14 protein-coding genes are annotated in these 18,978 nt (G+C 70.3%); 9 read left to right on the forward strand and 5 right to left on the reverse strand.

From position 1 onward, the window contains the following. Nucleotides 1–114: 114 nt before the first annotated feature. The 6 genes from ACFVKT_RS13880 to ACFVKT_RS13905 all read left to right on the forward strand — a co-directional run bounded on the left by ACFVKT_RS13880 (nucleotide 115) and on the right by ACFVKT_RS13905 (nucleotide 6,009). A complete protein-coding gene (locus tag ACFVKT_RS13880; RefSeq protein WP_385730917.1) occupies nucleotides 115–450 on the forward strand; it encodes a hypothetical protein in 336 nt (111 codons plus the stop codon). Then, nucleotides 431–985, forward strand: a complete 555-nt coding sequence (locus tag ACFVKT_RS13885; RefSeq protein WP_385730919.1) for a histone H1-like repetitive region-containing protein — start codon at nucleotides 431–433, stop codon at nucleotides 983–985. Before ACFVKT_RS13880 ends, ACFVKT_RS13885 begins: the two co-directional genes overlap by 20 nt. Continuing rightward, nucleotides 931–1,686, forward strand: a complete 756-nt coding sequence (locus ACFVKT_RS13890; protein WP_385730921.1) for a hypothetical protein — start codon at nucleotides 931–933, stop codon at nucleotides 1,684–1,686. Before ACFVKT_RS13885 ends, ACFVKT_RS13890 begins: the two co-directional genes overlap by 55 nt. Continuing rightward, nucleotides 1,686–3,008, forward strand: coding sequence for a hypothetical protein (locus ACFVKT_RS13895; protein WP_385730923.1), 1,323 nt, complete (start codon nucleotides 1,686–1,688; stop codon nucleotides 3,006–3,008). Before ACFVKT_RS13890 ends, ACFVKT_RS13895 begins: the two co-directional genes overlap by 1 nt. Continuing rightward, nucleotides 2,995–4,494: an SCO6880 family protein gene (locus ACFVKT_RS13900; RefSeq protein ID WP_385730925.1), complete on the forward strand. Its 1,500-nt coding sequence runs from the start codon at nucleotides 2,995–2,997 to the stop codon at nucleotides 4,492–4,494. Before ACFVKT_RS13895 ends, ACFVKT_RS13900 begins: the two co-directional genes overlap by 14 nt. A gap of 138 nt (nucleotides 4,495–4,632) precedes the next feature. Then, nucleotides 4,633–6,009 (forward strand): ATP/GTP-binding protein, encoded by a 1,377-nt coding sequence (locus tag ACFVKT_RS13905; protein ID WP_385730927.1) that lies wholly within the window; start codon nucleotides 4,633–4,635, stop codon nucleotides 6,007–6,009. Between the two features lie 94 nt (nucleotides 6,010–6,103). Here the strand turns inward: ACFVKT_RS13905 and ACFVKT_RS13910 are convergent, their stop codons facing one another. The 3 genes from ACFVKT_RS13910 to ACFVKT_RS13920 form a co-directional block, all read right to left on the reverse strand. Further along, complete coding sequence (locus ACFVKT_RS13910) at nucleotides 6,104–7,468, reverse strand: hypothetical protein (RefSeq protein ID WP_385730929.1); 1,365 nt, start codon at nucleotides 7,466–7,468, stop codon at nucleotides 6,104–6,106. 964 nt (nucleotides 7,469–8,432) lie between these two features. Further along, entirely contained in the window at nucleotides 8,433–8,591 is a 159-nt protein-coding gene (locus ACFVKT_RS13915) for a hypothetical protein (RefSeq protein ID WP_385730931.1), read from the reverse strand. A gap of 192 nt (nucleotides 8,592–8,783) precedes the next feature. Then, the gene (locus tag ACFVKT_RS13920) at nucleotides 8,784–9,944 is read right to left on the reverse strand and encodes a hypothetical protein (RefSeq protein ID WP_385730933.1); all 1,161 of its coding nucleotides are present in this window, start codon (nucleotides 9,942–9,944) and stop codon (nucleotides 8,784–8,786) included. A gap of 482 nt (nucleotides 9,945–10,426) precedes the next feature. On the opposite strand from ACFVKT_RS13920, the gene ACFVKT_RS13925 reads away from it, so the two are divergent. Beyond that, nucleotides 10,427–10,795 (forward strand): DUF4913 domain-containing protein, encoded by a 369-nt coding sequence (locus ACFVKT_RS13925; protein ID WP_385731113.1) that lies wholly within the window; start codon nucleotides 10,427–10,429, stop codon nucleotides 10,793–10,795. A gap of 101 nt (nucleotides 10,796–10,896) precedes the next feature. Here the strand turns inward: ACFVKT_RS13925 and ACFVKT_RS13930 are convergent, their stop codons facing one another. Beyond that, nucleotides 10,897–12,411, reverse strand: coding sequence for an RICIN domain-containing protein (locus tag ACFVKT_RS13930; RefSeq protein ID WP_385730935.1), 1,515 nt, complete (start codon nucleotides 12,409–12,411; stop codon nucleotides 10,897–10,899). A gap of 616 nt (nucleotides 12,412–13,027) precedes the next feature. Here ACFVKT_RS13930 and ACFVKT_RS13935 point away from each other — a divergent pair. Together ACFVKT_RS13935 and ACFVKT_RS13940 are read left to right on the forward strand one after the other, a co-directional pair. Next, nucleotides 13,028–15,931, forward strand: coding sequence for a BTAD domain-containing putative transcriptional regulator (locus ACFVKT_RS13935; protein WP_385730937.1), 2,904 nt, complete (start codon nucleotides 13,028–13,030; stop codon nucleotides 15,929–15,931). 352 nt (nucleotides 15,932–16,283) lie between these two features. Next, on the forward strand, nucleotides 16,284–17,177 hold the full coding sequence (locus ACFVKT_RS13940) for a hypothetical protein (protein WP_385730939.1): 894 nt from the start codon (nucleotides 16,284–16,286) through the stop codon (nucleotides 17,175–17,177). Between the two features lie 113 nt (nucleotides 17,178–17,290). Here the strand turns inward: ACFVKT_RS13940 and ACFVKT_RS13945 are convergent, their stop codons facing one another. Continuing rightward, nucleotides 17,291–18,820 (reverse strand): glycosyl hydrolase, encoded by a 1,530-nt coding sequence (locus tag ACFVKT_RS13945; RefSeq protein ID WP_385730941.1) that lies wholly within the window; start codon nucleotides 18,818–18,820, stop codon nucleotides 17,291–17,293. Nucleotides 18,821–18,978 lie beyond the last annotated feature (158 nt).

Below are 18,978 nucleotides of genomic sequence, written 5' to 3' on the forward strand. Positions count from 1 at the left end.
GCTTTGCCCGACCCGTTTGGCCCGCTCCGTTTAGCCCGCTCCGCTTTGCCGGACCCGCTTGGCCCGACCCGTTAGCCCGCTCCGCTTGGCCCGACCCGCTTAGGGAGAACCCCGTTGTCCAGCCTGCTGGCGGTCGTTCTGGACGCCTCACCGCACATAGTCACAGCCCCTCTTGTCCAGCTGGCCGCCGCGACCCCGGTCCCCTCGGGTCCGCCGGACGTCGGCGGGGGCGAGGCGCCACCCGGCGCCGAAGGCCTGCTCACGGTGCTGAAGTGGGTGGCCTGGAGCGTCACCGCCCTCTGCGTCGCGGGCATCTTCGGCGTGGCCGCCAGGATGGCCGTCGACCACTCCCGGGGAGGCGCCCGCGAGCACGCCAGGGGACTCGGCTTCGTCCTGGGCGCCTGCCTGCTCATCGGCTCCGCCTCCGGCATTGTCGGCGCGCTCGTCTAGGCGACGGGGCGCCGGCCGCGCGCCGACGCGGGCCGACAACCCGTACGGCGATCTTGCGTCCCGGCGACCTGTCGCCCGACAACTGGTCACCCGGCAGCCGGTCGCGCGGCAACTGGCGGCGCGCTCGCGTGTCGTGCGGCAGCCGGTCGCCCGGCAACTGGTCGCGCGCTCGTGCGTCGTGCGGCAATCGGTCGTGCGGCAGCCGGTGGCCTGGCAACTGGCCGCGCGCTCGCCCGTCGTGCGGCAATCGGTCGCCCGGCAGCCGGTCACACGCTCGCGCGTCGTGCGGCAGCCGGTCGCCGGACAACCCGTCCCCAGGCCGCCAGTCGCCCGACAACGCGTCCCCCGGCCACCCGTCCCCAGGCTGCCCGTCGCCCGACAACCCGTCCCCCGGCCACCCGTCCCCAGGCCGCCCGTCGACCAACAACCCGTCCCCCGGCCACCCGTCACCCCACAACCCACGAGGATGAGGGAGGGAACATGTCAGAGTCCGGCAACCGCGCGGCGGCCGGTGAGCCGCGCAGTCCGTGGCTGAGCACCGGCTTCGTCCTCGCCGCCGCATTCATCGGCTTCATTGCCGTCATCGGGACAGTGCTCGCCATCACCTCGGACACCTCCGCGGCCGGCGGCTCCGGCACGCCGGGGACACCCGTCGCCCGTGCCGAAGGCCTGCCGTCCGGGTCCGCGGACGACGGCACCTCGTGCCCCGAACTGGCCGACAGCGAACAGGACTTGCCCACGTCCGCACCCACGGGCGTGACCTGGACCCTGTACGGCAGCGTCGCCCTCCCCTCCTCCGAGGAGGCGGGCCCGGCCGCGGCCGGCAAGGACGTGGCGCGCTGCTACGCACACACCCCCGTCGGCGCCCTGCTGGCCACCAGCCAGATCAGCGTGCGCTATCTGGCGGCGGACGACTGGCTGAAGGTCACGCGTACCCAGACCGTGGGCGCGGGCCGCGACGCCTACATCACCGACCGGACCGAGGCGGAGGAGACGGCGGCCCCGGCCGGGGACGGCGGCTCGCACGGGCAGATCGCCGGATTCAGGTTCGTCACCTACAACGACACCACCGCGGTGATCCAGACCGTGTGGCGGTTCCCGGACGGGCGGATGCAGGCCGCCACCACGACGGTGCTGTGGCAGGCCGGCGACTGGCGGCTGGAGTACCCGGCCGACCCGGCCGACCCCGCCCCGGTCGGCTCGCTCGCCGGATACACCGAGTGGGGAGGCGTCTGATGGCGGGCTGCGACTTCGGCTGGATACCCCCCACGGTCGGCGGTTACTGCGTGGGCAACGGGACGGGGACCGCTCCGAAGGACCTCGGTGACACCGGGTTCGACGACATAGCCGAGAGCGCCGCGCAGGCGGCGAGCACCACCGTCAAGGCACTCGGCAGCGCCTGGATGGACCTGGGCAGTCCCGATCTGGGCGAGGACGGCGGCCCGGTGGCGTTCCTGCGCGGCTCCACGCTCTGGTTCACCACCTTCACCGCCGTACTGTGTCTGCTCGTCGCGGCCGGACATCTCGCCTGGCAGCGTCGCGGCGAGCCCGCCCGGCAGGCCCTTCAGGGGCTGCTCAACCTGGTAGTGGTCTCCTCCGCCGGGGTCGCCACGGTCAATCTGCTGGCCGAGGCGGGAGACAAGTTCAGCGTCTGGATCATCGACAGGTCCACCGGCTGCCGGCAGATCAGCGCCACCGGCGAACCAGTGGCGAGCTGCGTTGCCGAGTTCGAGAAACGCACCTCGGCCATGCTCGCGCTGGGCGACGCGGACTCGTCGTTCCTCGTCCTGATCATGGCCATTCTGGTGATCACCGGCAGCGTCGCGCAGATCGCGCTGATGATCGTACGGATGGCCATGCTGGTGATCCTCACCGGCACACTGCCGCTGTCGGCGGCGGCCAGTTCCACCGCCACCGGCCGGGTCTGGTTCCGCAGGTCCGTGGGCTGGCTGCTCGCCTTCGTGCTGTACAAACCGGCCGCGGCCGTCGTGTACGCGGCCGCGTTCTCGATGTCCGGCCAGACACAGGACAACGACGTCGTCTCGATGGTCTCCGGGGTCGTCCTGATCGTCCTGGCCTGCTTCACGCTGCCCGCGCTGATGCGGTTCGCCGCCCCCGTCGTACAGGCGGCGGTGTCCGGTACGGGCCGTGCGGGCAAGGCGTCCGCAGGTGCCGGGGCGGGCGTCGCGGCCGTGGCCACCGGGGCGCTGCCCGTCCCGCAGCTGCGCGGTCCGGCCGCCGGCCGGTCGGTGTCGGGGGCCGCCATGAGCCCGGACAGGCCGGACCGGCTGGGAAACACCGGCGCCCGCACCACTCCCGGGGGCCCGGTGCCGCCACGGGGCGCCGACGGGGCGCGCGGCGCACCGGACGGCGAGCACACAGCGGGCGACGCCGCCAGGCCCGTACTTCCGGAGGACACCTGGCCCGTACTTCCGCAGGACCCGGCGGACAGCGGAGAGACAGAGCCCGAGCACCGGTGGGAAGAGGCAGCCGCCGTACTCCTGCCGGCCCGGCAGCACACCCACGACCAGCAGGAGGAGTCCCGTGGCAGCCACTGAAGCGACCCAACCCCGCACGTACGGCAACTTCCGCAAGCCCCGCACCTCCGGCCTGCGGGGGCTGTCCCTCGGGGCGACCATGCTGCTGTTCGCCGGGCTGATCTCCGTCGTCCTGGCCACGCTGGTCTCCGTGTGGGCCGCGCTGGCCCTGGCGATGGTGCTGGTGACGGTGCTTGCCCCGCTGGCGCTGCGGGACCGGCACGGCCGCACCCTGATGCAGCGCGGCGCGGTCCGGCTGGCCTGGCGGCGCACCACCTCGTCCGGCGGCCACCAGTACCGCTCGGGCCCGCTGGGCCTGACCGCCTACGGCACCTGCCAACTCCCGGGCCTGGCAGCCGAGTCGACCCTGACGGAGGCGCGGGACGGCTACGGACGCCCGTTCGCCGTGATCACGATTCCGGCGACCGGCCACCACACCGTCGTCATCTCCTGCGACGCGGACGGAGCCGCCCTCGTCGACGAGCAGCAGGTCGACATCTGGGTGGCCCACTGGGGCCAGTGGCTGTCCGCCCTGGGCGCCGAGCCGGGCCTCGTCGCCGCGAGCGTCACCGTGGAGACCGCCCCCGACTCCGGCGTACGGCTCCAGCAGGAGATCGCGGCCAACTCCGTCCTCGGGGCGCCCGACCTGGCCCGGTCGATGCTCCGGGAGGTGCTGGCCGCCTATCCCGCCGGTTCGGCGCAGATCGCCACCCGGATCGCGCTGACGTACTCGGGCGCTGCCCGCGAGGGCACACCCCGCCGCAGCGTCGAGGACATGGCGCTGCACATCGGCACCCGCCTGCCCGGTCTGACCGCCGGGCTGTCGATGACCGGCGCTGGTACAGCCGTACCGATGACCGCGACCGAACTCGCCGAGGCGGTGCGCGTCGCCTACGACCCCACCGTGGCGTCCCTGGTGGAGGAGGCGCGCGGCGCCGGCGGCACCGGGCTGACCTGGGACCAGGCCGGACCCATGGCGGCTCAGGAGTCCTGGGACCACTACCGCCACGACGGCGTCTTCAGCGTCACCTGGGCCATGACGGAGGCCCCGCAGGGCGAGGTCTTCTCCAACGTCCTGACCGCGCTCGTACAGCCCAACCGCGACATCGCCCGCAAGCGCGTCACCCTGCTCTACCGCCCGCACACCCGGGCCGAGGGCGCCCGGGTCGTCCAACAGGACTACAAGAACGCCCTGTTCACCGCCCAGCAGTCGCAGGTCGGCCAGGCACGTGACGACGCGGAGCTGACGGCGGCCCGCAGGACCACCGAGGAACAGGCCCAGGGCCACGGGGTGATCCGCTTCGGACTGCTCATCACGGCGACCGTCAACTCCGCCGACGAACTGGCGACGGCCGCCGCCACCGTGGACAACCTGGCACCCGCCGCGCGCATCGCCGTGCGGCCGGTCTACGGCTCGCAGGCGGCGGCGTTCGCCGCGGCCCTCCCGCTGGGGCTGGTGCTGCCGCTGCACACGGCGTTGCCGCAGACGGTGCGGGACTCGATGTAACCCGGCCGCGCAGGCCCGGTCCAGGACAACTCGATCCAGTACAGGGGAAGTTCAATGGCACGTACGACCAGGGAACCCCGACCGGCGCGCGCTACCTCCCGTGGCTGGCCCGGCCATGGCGGCGGCATGGTGGGGTACGTGGATCCCGCCCCGGAATGGCGTGGCACTTCGGTGCAGGTGTGCGGGCTGTGGCCGTTCGGCGCGGGCGCGGGGACCCCCATGGTCGGGGTGCCGCTGGGCCGCGACCTCGACTCGGGGGCCACGGTGTGCTGCGACCCAGTGTCGTGGTTCACGCGCACGGGCCTGCTGGCCAACCCCTCGATGTTCGTGCTGGGCCGTCCGGGTCTCGGCAAGTCAACGATCGTACGGCGGATGGCACTTGGCCTCTCCGGCTACGGCGTCCACCCGCTGATCTTCGGCGACCTCAAGCCCGACTACGTGGACCTGATCCGGGCGATCGGCGGGCAGGTCATCAGCCTGGGCCGAGGCCGGGGCAACCTCAACGTCCTGGACCCCGGCGCGTCGATCGAGGCCGCGTCCCGGCTCACCGGCGACGCGCGCCACCGGCTCCTCGCCGACATCCATGGGCGGCGCCTCCACATGGTCTCCGCGCTGATCACCATCCTGCGCTCGGCACCGCCGACCGACCGCGAGGAGACGATCATCTCGGCGGCGCTGAACGTCCTCGACGAGCGGCACGGTCCGGGCGACATACCGGTACTCGGCGACCTGGTGCGGGTCATCAAGGAGGCCCCGGAGTCGGTGCGTTCGGTCGCGCTCGACCGTGGCGACATCACCCGCTACCAGGACATCACCGAGAACCTGGAGGCGTCGCTGACCGCGCTGCTCGGTGACGGCCGGCTGGGTGGCACCTTCGCCCAGCAGACCACCGAGCCGATGAAGCTCGACCGGCCGGTCTGCTTCGACATCAGCGGCATCGACGACAGCGAGGTCCTGCTCCAGGCGGCGGCACTGCTGTCCTGCTGGTCCTACGGCTTCGGCGCGGTCTCCGCCGCGCACGCGCTCGCGGACGCCGGTCTTGAGCCGCAGCGCAACTACTTCCTCGTCATGGACGAGTTGTGGCGGGTCCTCCAGGCGGGCCGCGGCCTGGTCGACCGGGTCAACGCGCTCACCCGCCTGGACCGGCAGCGCGGAGTCGGCCTGGCCATGATCACCCACAGCCTCGACGACCTGCTCGCCCTCCCCACCGAGGAGGACCGCACCAAGGCCAAGGGCTTCGTCGAACGCGCGGGCATGGTGATCTGCGCGGGGCTGCCCCCGGCCGAGATGCCGCAGCTCGCCCAGATCGTCGAACTGACCGAGCCGGAGAAGCGGCTCCTGGTCGACTGGTCCACCCCGCCCGCCTGGGACGGCGCCAACGGCCGCCGCACCGACCCGCCCGGCCTCGGCAACTTCCTCATCAAGGTCGGAAACCGCCCCGGAATCCCCCTGCACGTGGATCTGACGGCGGCTGAGCTGGAGGTCAACAACACCAATAAGAGGTGGAACAAGTAGGGGAGGCGCCGACGGGCGGCGTCAGCGCCGCTGCCAACGGGGCGGGGCCGGCGGCACTGACGCCGCCCGCCCAGCCCCTCCTGTTCCGTTCCGTTTACACGGTGAATCTGACGGCCTGCAGCCAGAGGGAGTTGTCCTGGGTGCCGCCCCAGATGAAGTTGCCGGGCGCCTGGCCGGTGGGCTGGTCGCAGGCCATGCCGCCCCAACGGCCGTTGACGGCCGCGTTCTGGCAGACCGCGCCGTCACCCACGTTGATGACGAAGCCCAGGATGTACGGGTAGCCCGCCTTGGTGGAGCCGATGTAATTGTCGACGCCGTCGGCCGCACCGTTCCAGGGGGCCTTCCATTCCTCGATGTGGACCCAGGCACTGGAGGCCGTGCCCTTCGTACCCGCCGTCGCCGTGTTGAGCGACTTGATCTTCTGGCTCTCGCCCACGCGCCCGGCCGTGGTGCCGTCGCACGCCGGCTTCTGCCAGCCGTCCTTGTCGAGGTACACGCGGTAGCAGATGTGCCGCCCGGGATCCCTCGCCGCCAATTTCATGACGGCCTCCGCGGCGGTTTCTTTGTGGGGCTTGGGTGTTGCGGGCGTCTTCGCCTCTGCTGTCGCCTTTGGCTTCGCCGTTGTCTTCGGTTTCGGCTTCGGTTTTGCCGAGGCGGAGGCTGAGGGAGAGGGGGAGCGTGACGGTGAGGGGGACGGGGAGGGGACGGGGGAGGTGGAGTAGCTCGGTGTGAGTTCGATCGGTGTAGGGGGAGTGGTGCCGGTCTCGGTATCGGTGTCAGTGGCTGTGGAGCCGGAGGCCTGGTTGTGACCCTCGTCGCTCCCCGAGCCGCTGCCGAGCATGACCAGCGGGACGACGATGACTGCCGCTGCGACGACGCCTGCTATTCCTACGCCCAGGGGGCGTTTGAGGAATGCCGGCGGCTCGTATTCGTCGTCCGACTGACGGAGGATCTTCTTCCGGAGAGGGGCCAGGCTGAGGGACGGGCTGAGCGTGGGGGTTGGGATCCTCGGCCTGGGCGGCTTCGGGGCAATGGGTACGGGGCCGAGGTCATCGACGTCGGCATCCGCATCGACATCGACGTCCGCATCGGTGAAGTCGTCATCGGAGTCCTCCTGGCGTTGTTCCACCAGCTTGCTGGATCCGTCGGGGGCGACCTCGACGATGGCGACGTATCCCGCGGAGGGGTCGGAGATGGCCGCTCTCACGGAGGCGTTGCGGTTGCGGGCGTATCCGTGGAGCGTGTCGAGGATGGCGACGTCGACCGACTCTCCTCCCATGACGGGTACGGGGATGCCGTCGATGGAGGCGGAGCCGTCGCCGGAGACGACCACGGGGATGACGGAGCTCTCGGCCGCTGCCCCTTCTGGCCCCCGTGGGCCGGAGTCCACCCCTTCCCCGGGTACGGGGTACTCGCCCCCCGAGAACAGCCCGTCGTCCTCTTCTTCACCCAGGCTCATGCCCATCCCCTCCTCACGTTGCCGCCCGTGTGGCCCCGGTCCGGATGCTCAAGGATGCTCGACGAACCCAGGCCGTCCAGCCAGAACACGGACACGGTCCCTGCACAACGCCGCAACGTGGGCCGAGGGGAAACAGTTCAATCCGCGTCCGCGCCCGACCTCTTCGAAGCCGCGCGGTGAACCACTCGCCTCCCTTTCCCGTGGAGATGGCGAGGGCGCCCTCCCTCCCCCGGGGGGCGCCCTTTCGGCGGGCCGTATCCGCTTCCAGACCGACGCCACGATCCGGAGCCGCAACTGTGGGAATTCTGAGAGCCGTTGGACGAGCGGCCCGGTGGGTCGGGCAGAGGCTGTGGAGCACGAAAGGCATCTGGGGGCCGGCGCTGATCGGATTCGGCATCGGCATGCTGGTCGGAGGGCCGCTTGCGCTTCCGCTGGCGGTGGCGATGGGGGTGGGGTTCGGGTACCTGGGCCTGAGGTGGCAGACGCGTCAGCGTCAGGAAAGGGCCGCGGCGCAGGCACAGGAAGCCAGGGACTCGGCGATGGGGGAGATGCGCCAGGATCCTGACCCGCGGTCGACAGAGCCGAAGGCGTCGAAGGAACCGACGCAGTCCGAGGATTTCAAGCAGTTCCAGGACTTCCAGCAGTTTCAGAAGTTCCAGGAGTGGAGCAAGTGGAACAGGGATGCCCGGTCCACGGCTCCCGATTCACCCCGGGATGCGGGGTCGGAGAACTCGCGCACCGTTCGCTCGCAGTCGCAGTCGCAGTCGCCATCACCGACACCGAGGCATTCGGCGGAAATAGCCGGGATGATGCCTGGCGGCTTCTCCACGGACAGGGGCTCGCACGTGCGTGGAGATTCCGACGCGTCGCGATCGCGCGAGGTGTCCCCCGAGCGGGGACGCAAACGCCGTCCGGGACCAAAATGAAGTCGCCGGCCCGTACGGCGAGGGGGGATTCGGCCGCCTCAGCAGGTGAGGGAGCCCTCCGGCGCGATCCCGCGGATACCGGTGAGGCGCTCGCAAGCGGCAACGCGGCTCTCGACCAGCTCGGGCTGCTTGCCGTCGCACTCCAGGTCGCCGTTGACGGAGCGGATGGTCTGGCCGAAGCCGGCGTGGTTGACCATGGCGGATGGACGCCGCGGAGGCCGGCCCTAACTTGACGGGCCCGACAGCGAGGGCTGCCCTCGGCCGGTACGGGCGGGCGCCCGGCGGTCGTGGTGTCGGCCGGTCCGCGACGGGCCAACTCGGACTGCCGGGCGCCTTTCCTCAATCCGTGAGTATCGGTTTACCGATACGCGACGACTTCGTCGTCCGGATCAGCGGGACCGGGACCGCTGCCTCGGTTGCTCACCCTGCTGCCGCCCCCTGCCACGCTGCTCCGAGCTGTCGTAGTCGCTGCCGCTGCCACTGCCGCTCCCGGTGTGGTGCACCTCGGTGCGCGCCGGAATCATGGGCAGAGTGCCCCGCGGCGCCAGCGGCTGCATGGGGATCTCCGAGCCAGACGTGTACGAGTCCCTCCGGCGGGGGTCGAAGTACGACGCTCTTTCCGGCTGGTTCGGCGACGCGGAGGTGAAACTGAGGTCTGAGTCTCGGTGGTCCATGTTGATTTGCGTGTTGTCGTGGAACGTGAAGTTGTTGAGCTGTTGCTGGGCGGCTGCCAGTTGCAGCTGCTGCTCGTGCTGTGTCGGGCCGTAGGCGAACTGGCCGGGGCCCTGCAGCATCTGTCCGATTCCCTGCCGCAGGTTCTGCTCGTTCGTGTCGTACTGCGCGCTTTGGCCGTCCGCCGCCAAAGCCCCTCCGATTACATTGACAACGGAGGCCGCCGTCTTGAGCGCGTCCGTAGCATTGGGGTTCTGCCAGGTGGCTGCGGCGTAATTCACCGTGTCCTGGATTCCCATGTAGGTTTCGATGTGGGCCCCGCCCTGCTGCGCAAGATTCCCGTAGTACTCCATCTGCTGGTTCCCGTGGGCATTCCCGTAGGACTGCGCCATCTTCCCCGCCCCCTGAATAAAGAGGGCAGCTCCCTTCACGAACGCCTTAATGCCGGATTCGTTCTCCTGCAGCCATTTCTGCGTGCTTTCGCTCCACCTCTTCACGGACCAGTCGCTCTTGCCGTTGCGGCCGGGCGTCTCGATGGCCGCGTAGACCTTCTTCGAACTGCCGTCTTGGATCAGCGCCGAGGTGTTTGCGGGCGGGTCCTTGGGCATCTCGATGGTGACGTCGCCGACAAACGTAGCCCGACCGGGGTTCTTTGACTGGTTGCCGCTGAAGGACGATCGGCCGCGGAAGACGCTGACGGTGGATGAATTACGGCGGATTACCGGCTCGGCCGCGACAGTGCTGGTCGCGGTTTCGTTGTTGCCTCCGGACATGTAGGCACCGGCTGGGTTGGATGGGGTCTGGAAGGCTTCCTCCGGGTACTTTCTGCCCTTGCCCTTGGAGCTGCGTTGCGACTTGTGTTTTTCGTGGCCTGGCACCTGGGTTTCCTTTCGCAGAGTCAGAGATCTGCTTGCTGGGGAGCACAACGAACTGGGAGCTCGGACGGTTCAACGGACGCCTGAATCGAGGACACCAGTCACATCGGCAACCCTTGCCGCCGCGTCCGCGGCTGGGCCTGCCGTGAGAACGACTCCGAGGTCCGCACAGGCCGCCAACCCCGCGCCACCTTGTGAACCGTTCGTCGCTCGCTTACGTGGTGGCGACGGATCCGGGGATGCACACCGCGGAGCTTGGAGCCCGGGAGGAGCAACGGTTCCTCCCGTTCTCTCCCGGCCCAACAGCAATACAGCAGCCGAGAGAAAGCAGGACGGTAATGTCCGCTGAGTCCGCTGAGTCCGCTGAGTCCGCTGAGGTCACCGGAGTCGAGCCGGGCACCGCTACCGCGGTGGAGGCCGGCGCGAAGGCGGAAGGCGTGGCTCCGCTGAAGGAGCCTCCGCGCCCGCCACACTTCATCCTCTACATGGAGGGCCCCGCATACGCCCAGACGCTGCGGCAGTTGACCCTGTGGACCCATCACGTGCTGCTGCCGGTCTACGGCAGGGAAGTCACCTCCACGGCTCCCTGGTGCTCCCGTTGGTGGGAGCATCCCGAGGCGGTTGCTCAACTCCACGGTCTGTGGCTGGCCTGGGGCGATCTGACCGGTCCCGGGTCCGGGATGGCCGGGCCCGCGAACTGGCACCGGGACTACCTGGGACCGGTGATGAACTCCCTGAGGGATCCGATGGGCCCCTTTGCCGGCTGCAAGCCCGGTGGGCATCGGGCGAAGGAGGTTCCTCCCGTCGACGCCAAGGATCCGTTCGGGCCGCCGCCCGGACCGCCCCCGGCCTGAGGGAGACACCGAGCCCAACTCGCCCAACGGACCGAGCGGATGTGCGTCCCACCCGCACATCCGCTCAGCCCTGCCTGCTCAGCCCTGCCCGTCCAGCCACCTCAGCTCTTCGGGAAGCTCCACTCGTGGTCGTCGCGGGCGTTGCACTCGAACACCGTCACTTTGGCGGTGACGGCCTCTTTGCTGGTCCTGGCCACGTCGAGGCACATGTCGCCGCTCTTCTGGTTGCGCACCCAGTACGTGCCGTTCGGACGGTTGTCGAACCACCAGAGCTGGTTGTCGGCGTTGGGCCGGCAGTGGTACACGCTCACCGGGGTCGTCGCCACGACGGTGCCGTAGTTCGGCAGGTCCAGGCAGAGGTTGGAGCTGACGTTGCGGATCAGGTACAGGTCCGCCCCGGCGGTGCCGCCGCCCTTGGAGACCAGATCCAGGGTCCAGTCCTGGTTGTCGCCGGTCGGTATGCAGTCGTAGTCCTGGACCCGGGTGTCCACCCCGACCGAGCCATTGCCCGGAAGATCGAGACAGAAGCCGTACTTCTTGTTCTTGAACAGCACCCTGCCGGTGGGGACGGCCGGGGAGCGCGTGGACTTCGGGGCCACCGCCTTGGGGGTCGACTTTGCCTCCGTCTTCGCCTTCGCTTTGGCCTTTGGTGTCGTTGTCGCCTTCGACTTCGCCGTTGTCTTCGGTTTCGGTGTCGGTTTCGGTTTCGGTTTCGCCGAGGTCGATGCGGAGGGAGACGGGGAACGGGAAGGTGAGGGCGAGGGGATGGGGGACGGGGAGTAGCTCGGTGTGAGTTCGAGTGGGGTTCGGGGTGTGGTGCCGGTGGCTGTGGAGGAGTCGGCCGCCTGGTTCTGGCCGTCCTGGCCCTGGCCGCTCCCCGAGCCGCTGCCGAGCATGACCAGGGGGACGACGATGACCGCCGCCGCCACGACGCCCGCCACGCCTACGCCCAGGGGGCGTTTGAGGAATGCTGGGGGCTCGTACTCGTCGTCCGACTGACGCCGGATCTTCCTCCGTAGGACTGGCTCCCTGTCGAGTCCCGGGCTGTGAGCGGGGGTTGGGATTCTCGGCCGCGCCGGCGACGGAGCGAAAGCAACCGCGTCTTCGTCATCGTCATCCACGTCGTCGGGCAACCCGGCGTACCCGGAAGGCTGTTCGGCCCTGGACGGACCCGCGTTTCCGGCGAAACCCGTAGGCGGTACGGGCCCCGTGAGCCCGGTGGGCTCGTCGTATCCGGCTTCCTCGTCCTCCTCATCTTCCTCGTCCGACGCCTCCTGGCGTTGTTCCACCAGCTTGCTGGAGCCGTCGGGGGCGACCTCGACGATGGCGACGTATCCCGCGGAGGGGTCGGAGATGGCAGCTCTCACGGAGGCGTTGCGGTTGCGGGCGTATCCGTGGAGCGTGTCGAGGATGGCGACGTCGACCGTCTCGCCTCCCATGACGGGTACGGGGATGCCGTCGATGGAGGCGGAGCCGTCGCCGGAGACGACCACGGGGATGACGGACGGACCGGAGGGTCCGCCCGCGGGGGACTGTGGGCCGGGGTCCACCTGTTCCCCGGGTGCGGGGTGCCTCTCCCCCCAGATCGGCTCGTCATCTTCTTCGCCCGGGCTCATGCCCACCCCTTCCCGACGTTGCTGTCCGCGTGGCCTCGGTGTGGCCTCGGTACGGGGGCCGCCGCGGCCCGTGAGCGGCCACAGACCGGGCGGCACAGCGGCCCCCGCACCCCGCAACGGGTTCCGGAGGGAAACAGTTCAACTCCGGCGCTCATCAGGTACGGATCCGGAAGCGGAGTCGGCTCCGGCATTCCGCGAACGGCGTTGAACCGTATGCCCGTTCAGGCCGTCGTGGCCGTCGTGGCCGTCGTGGCCGTCGTGGGCGATGGCGGCGATGGCGGCGATGGCGGCGGTGGCGGCGACGGCAGCGACGCCAGTACCCAGGGCTCCCTCGCGGCGGCGGTGTTCGAAAAGCCGACTGTCCCGGCCGACCGGGCCCCACAGCCGGTACCCACGTGCAGACCCCGTGCCCGAAAGGCCCCTCGGAGGTTCCCTCAGGGACCCTCCAAGCGGCACACCAGGGCATCAACTCCTAGCATCCAAGGGGCCGTTACATGTAACGGAAGGGCAGGTTCCGTGCAACAGCGGAACCTCGAACCCATCTGGTCCCCTCGTTCAAGGTGTGAACACAGCTTACGAGAACACTGGACACTTAACTGATTCCGTTCGATTCGCTGTGCTGGGGCCGGTCCGGGCATGGCGCGGTGGACGGGAACTGGACCTCGGTTCACCACAACAACGAGCTGTGCTGGGGGCGTTGCTCCTGCGGCGTGGCCGCCCCGTCACGGTCGGCGAGCTCGTCGACGCCGTCTGGGGCGCGGAACCGCCGACGGCAGCCGTGTCCGTTCTGCGTACCTATGTATCGCGGCTGCGCAAGGTGCTGGAACCCGGACGGGACGTGGGCGGCTCCCCGCAGGTGGTCATCTCGGCCGCGGACGGATACCTGGCCCACGTTCCCGAAGACGCCCTGGACCTGGGTGTGTTCGAGCAACGGGTCGCCGAGGCGAAGCGGCTCCGCGCGGCGGGCCAGGAGCCCGCGGCGGCGGAGCTGCTGCACGCCGCGCTCGACGAGTGGGAGGGCACACCGCTGGCCGGAATCCCCGGCCCGCTGGCCGAGGCCGAGCGCTCCCGGCTGCACGAGGCACGGCTGAACATCCTGGAGACCCGCTTCGACCTCGACGTCCGGCTCGGGCGGCACAGCGACGTGATCGCCGAGCTGACCGCGCTGATCGGCGAGCATCCGCTGCGGGAGCAGCTCTGCCGGATGCTCATGCTGGCGCTCTACCGGTCCGGACGGCAGGCCGACGCGCTGGCGGCCTACCGCAGGACACGGCGCACCCTGGTGGCCGAGCTGGGCATCGAACCCGGCGCCGCCCTGCGGGAGTTGCACGAGCGCATCCTGGCGGCCGACGCCTCACTCGACCTCACCTCGTCGGAGCAGGGAGCCGACCCGCCGGCGGCCCCGGCGACCCCGCCCTCCGTACAGCCGGCGGGCCCCGCCCAGCTCCCCGCCGACCTGGCCACCTTCACCGGCCGACGCGCCGAACTGGAGCAGGCCCAGGCCCTGTTGCCCGAAGACGGGAACTACCCGGCCACCGTGCTGATCAGCGCGATCGGCGGCATGGCCGGTATCGGCAAGACCACCCTGGCGGTGCACCTGGCCCACCGGATCGCCCACCGCTTCCCCGACGGACAGCTCTTCATCAACCTGCGCGGCTTCGACCCGACCGGCACGGTCGTGCCGCCGAGCGAGGCCATCCGTACGTTCCTCGACGCGCTCGGTGTCCCCCCGCACCGGATACCCGCCGGTCTCGACGCCCAGGCGGCGCTGTACCGCAGCCTGCTCGCCGGCCGCCGGATACTGATCCTTCTCGACAACGCCCAGGACACCGACCAGGTCCGCCCCCTGCTGCCCGGCACCCCCGGCTGTCTGGTCATCGTCACCAGCCGCAACCAGCTCAGCGGCCTGGTCGTCAACGACGGGGCGCTCCCGCTGACCCTGAACCCGCTCGCTCCCGGCGAGGCACACGACTTCCTGGCCAACCGCCTCGGCGCCGGCCGGCTGGCGGCGGAGCCCGAGGCGACCCACGAACTCATCGCCCACTGCGCCCGGTTGCCGCTGGCCCTGGCCATCGTCGCCGCTCGCGCCGCCACCAACCCCGGCTTCCCGCTCAGCGCCGTCGCCACGGAACTGCGCGACAGCCACGGCAGCCTCGACGCCTTCGCAGGGGGCGACCTCACCAGCGACGTACGCGCCGTCTTCTCCTGGTCGTACGAGGCACTGTCCACGCCCGCCGCACGACTGTTCCGGCTGCTCGGCCTGCACGCCGGGCCCGACATCACCGCGCCCGCGGCGGCCGCCCTCGCCGGACTCCCCCTCCGCGAGACCCGCGCTCTGCTCGTCGAGCTCACCCGTGCCCACCTGCTCGCCGAGCACCTGCCCGGCCGCTACACCCTGCATGACCTGCTGCGCGTCTACGCCGGCGAGCGCGTCCACGCCGAGGAGACACGGCAGGAGCGGGAGCGGGCCGTCGAACGGCTCCTGGCCTGGTACCTGCACACCGCGGACGCCGCCTATCCGTTCCTCACCCCGCATCGCAGACGGGTCCCCCTCGACCCCCTGCCCCCCTTGTGCCAGCCGCTGGCCTTCACGACTCACGAGCAGGCCCTGAGCTGGTGCGAGGCCGAGCGGACCCACCTCGTCGTCGCCGTGCACCAGGCCGCCGCATCCGGCCGGCCTGGCATCGCGTGGCGACTGACCGGCGCCCTGTGGGGGTTCTTCTACCTCCGCAGCCATCTGCACGACTGGCTCGACGTGGCGCGTACGGGCCTCGCCGCCGCCCGGTCCGCCCGTGACCGCAAGGGCGAGGCGTGGAGCCTCGGGGACGTGGCCGCCGCTCTGACGCAGATGCACCGGTTCGACGAGGCCATCGACCATCTCCGGCAGGCGATGACCCTTTGGCGGGAGCTCGGCGACCCGCTCGGCAGATCCCACTGCCTCGGCAACCTGGGCAACACCTATCTGCAGACCGGCCGGCTCGGCAAGGCCGTCGAGTACAGCCGCCGGGCCCTGGCCGTCCACCGGATCATCGGCAGCGCGTGGTCGGAAGGCATCATGCTGGCCAACCTGGGCGACGCCTACCAGCGGCTCGGCCGGTTCGACGAGGCCGTCGACTGCCTGGAGCAGGCGCTGACCGTGCTGCGTACCATCGGCAACCGCTGGGTCGAAGGCGTCACACTCGACATCCTCGGTACGGTCCACCACCGGCTCGGACGCCACGACGAGGCGCTGGACCACTACCGCCGGGCGCTGGAGACGCATCGCGACGTCGGCAACCGCTGGGGCGAGGGTCACACGCTCGGGCATGTCGGTGAGGTCCACCTGGCCTCCGGCAGCCTTGAGGCGGCCCGCACCACCTGGAACCAGGCGCTGTCGATCTTCGAGGATTTCGACCACCCGGACGCCGAGGAGATGCGCAAGCGGGTCGGCAGCCTGAACGAGTGCTTTCCCGGCCGGCCGTCCGGCGTACGACGGGATGCTGCCGCCGGCCGCCAGACGAATCGCACGACCGGAGGGTGAAGCCGGGCATGTCATTCCTGGAACCGGCTCCCGTTCACGTCGGCGCCGGAGCCGGAGAAGCCGGCCCTGACCGTCCTCAGGCCGCATGTCCCGGCAGCTCTCCCGACGAAAGGCGGGTTGGCGGCCGAGGTCCTGGCGTGGCATCCGCCCGCCGTCCGGCGCGCACCGCTCATCGGGGAAACCTCCACTCGTGACGTCCCATGACGTCGTCCTGCCCCTCGCGTGACATCACGACGTCACGACGGGACGTACCCCGAAACGGGAGAGAGGCGAAAACGGTTCATTGAACTGTTGACCCCGGCTCCCCGTTGTCGCTCCTGTCGGTGTCTCCGCCCCATGAGAGAAGGGCACCATGGCCGATTCCCCACCGGGTCCCCAGCCACGGAAGGTGCTGACCAAGCCGCGTCCGGCTCTCTCCGAGCAGCAGGAGGACGCGCTCTGGAAGCGCCGCGCGCAGGACGTGATCAAGGAGAACCTGAGGAAGACCTCGCGCTGGCGCGCCCTGTGGAACTACCTGAAACGGTTGTGGTCACCGCGGAAGGAGTCCGGGTCCCCGGCCGGTGAAGGGGGGTCTCAGGAGCCCTCGGCCGGCCTTTCCGGCCCAGCCGGAGGAGACGCGCCCGCCGCAGAGCGTCCGGCTGACAGGGCGGAACAGCGCAAGCGCAAGTTCTCGATGGCGGACGTCGCGGAACTCTCGATCAAGGATGCCGAGAAGCTCACCGCCCAGCTGCTGGACCTGATCGTGAAGTCACCCCGTCTGCGGGATGCGTACGCGAACCGCCAACTGCCCGTACTCGAGATGCTGCTCGAGAAGACGGACCCCAAGAACGCCGAGCCGCCTGCTCCCAAGGAGCCCGAGCAACCTGCCCCCAAAGAGGATGCCGAGTCGGTGCGGAGCAGACGGTCGTCCATGAGTGTGGCGGAGCTGTACGAACGAGGTCCGGTGGAGGGAGGCGCGGACCTGCGCGCGACCCTGGCCACCGAAATGGATCTGAGTCTGGCTACGGAATCCCGCCTGCCGGCCGGCGATATCGCGCATGAGCCGCCGACGTTTCTCAGTGGGGAGACGGTGGTTGACGCCCCTTTCGCTTCCCCCGTGCGGGACTCGCAGAAATTCCTGGATCGGTACGGCTCAGCTCTCACCCGTACCAAGAGCATGGGCGGCGAAGGCAGTCAGGAGCCCGTGTCCCCGGTGTCGGACCTCAGCCGGGCCGGCTCCCCGGCGCCCTCGCAGAAGAGCCGCTGACACCGCTACTCCGCCAGCCGACGGCACGGGCCGCACCGTTCTTCCGGTGCGGCCCGCCCCTGTCTCTGCTGCTGCCGCCCCGTCAAGAAGCCTCGGCGGGGGACAATCCCGGATCAGTCCGCCGCACGGTAGGCGTTGCCGCTGGCGTTCGCGGCTGTGCCGTTGTAGAGGCCGGTCGGGCTGGTCTGGGTGGAGAGGGCGAACCAGGAGTAGCGCTCCACGAAGTCCAGGCCGTCCAGCATGGTGGTCGACGACTGGATGAAGGCGGCCTGTTCCTGGTCGCTGGGGTAGCGGGGGGCGCCCTGGGACCAGTCGATGAGGGCGTACTCCGTCAGCCAGATCGGCTTGTGGTAGCGGTCGTGGACGCGTTGGAGGTAGTCGGCGAGCTGGCCGGCGGCGGCGGGGCCGAAGTCGGCGCCGTACCAGTGCACGGGGATGAAGTCGACGCGCAGGCCCCGTTCGGCGGCTCCCTGCATGAAGCGGTCCAGCCAGCCGCCGGGGACGTCGGCGCCGGTCGCGACGGCCGGGGCACCCATACGCAGGCCGGTGCCCTGCAGCCGTGGCCAAAGGTCCAGGGCCTGCTCGGGGCTCATGTTGGCCTGGCTGGGCGAGTCCGGCTCGTTGAAGCCGAGCAGGTTCCTGCCCTCGCGGGCCGCGTTGCCCAGTTCGGCGTCGGTGACCGAGCCGGGACCCCAGATCGTCGGGACGAACTCCGTACCGGCAGGCTTGCCGAGCTCGCCGCTGGAGGAGGCCCAGTTGTGGTACCAGGTCGCGCCGGAGTCGGCCAGCGCCTCGCCGGTGCCCGGGACGGGGTTCAGGGCGGCGCCCTTGTGGGGCGAGGACGCGGTTTCCGCGTGGACGGTGGGGATGGGGTCGGGTGCGGGGTTTCCGGCACCGGCGCCGGCGGAGCCGTGGAAGGCGACGGTCAGACCGCTGCACTTGCTGCACTGACGCACGGTCTGGTTGCCCGCCTCGGCATCCTGCTTGGACCACGCGTACGCCTTGGGGCACTGCTTGCTGATCGCGTCGCTGTACGCGGTCTTCGCGTCCCGGTTCGGGTTGACGCACACCAACGGCTTGTCGGTGCCCTGCTCCCTCGTCAGGTTCTCCGGCGGGCAGACGGACAGCAGATCACCAGGGCAGCCCATCTCGGCGCACTCGCCGCCGTTCTCGGGAGGCGCCACACCATCGGGCGTGATGGTGATGGGCACCGAGACGGCGTTGACGTAACTGACGTTGTACCAGGGCGCCAGTGCGTCGGCCGTGTCGAAGTTGAACTCGGCGAGGCTGGCGGGCTGTTCGCCGACGGAGCAGCGGTCGGCGTACGGTCCGCAGTCCCCGACGGCGCAGTGGAACGTACTGCCCACCTCACCGCTGCACCCCTGGCGGGCGAAGAACTTGCCGCGCCAGTGCCCGGCTCCCGAGCGCTCGGGAATGGTGATGGTCGCGGACTGGCCGGGGTCCAGCGTCGGCAGCCCGGCGAGCGGGGTCGAGCCGTCGGCGTTGACCGTGGCGCCGACCCAGACGCGGCCGGCCGTCTGATTCTGGAAGGTGACGGTGTGCTCCGCGGCGGCCGCGGCCTCGGTGAAACCGTCAGCGGAGTCGCCGGAACGGGCCTGGAACACCGCGGCTGTGGCTGACACACCGACAACCACCAATAAGAAGGCGAAGAGAAGTGCCCGTACACGCATACAACATGCCTCTCCAGTCGGGCTTGCGTCGGATCGACGATCCAGTGATCGCCTGCGCAGGCACGACGGATGTACGCAAGGGAAGGTTCACCACGCGCCGACCCGCGGGG

It is taken from the genome of Streptomyces sp. NPDC127595, from assembly GCF_042671685.1.
Classification (GTDB): domain Bacteria; phylum Actinomycetota; class Actinomycetes; order Streptomycetales; family Streptomycetaceae; genus Streptomyces.

Bases quoted from the DNA above. Each gene is read 5' to 3' on its own strand.
- ACFVKT_RS13895 (WP_385730923.1), top strand. From the start codon at position 1,686: ATGGCGGGCTGCGACTTCGGCTGGATACCCCCCACGGTCGGCGGTTAC.
- ACFVKT_RS13910 (WP_385730929.1), bottom strand. From the start codon at position 7,468: ATGAGCCTGGGTGAAGAAGAGGACGACGGGCTGTTCTCGGGGGGCGAG.
- ACFVKT_RS13940 (WP_385730939.1), top strand. From the start codon at position 16,284: ATGGCCGATTCCCCACCGGGTCCCCAGCCACGGAAGGTGCTGACCAAG.
- ACFVKT_RS13915 (WP_385730931.1), bottom strand. From the start codon at position 8,591: ATGGTCAACCACGCCGGCTTCGGCCAGACCATCCGCTCCGTCAACGGC.
- ACFVKT_RS13890 (WP_385730921.1), top strand. From the start codon at position 931: ATGTCAGAGTCCGGCAACCGCGCGGCGGCCGGTGAGCCGCGCAGTCCG.
- ACFVKT_RS13925 (WP_385731113.1), top strand. From the start codon at position 10,427: ATGGAGGGCCCCGCATACGCCCAGACGCTGCGGCAGTTGACCCTGTGG.
- ACFVKT_RS13930 (WP_385730935.1), bottom strand. From the start codon at position 12,411: ATGAGCCCGGGCGAAGAAGATGACGAGCCGATCTGGGGGGAGAGGCAC.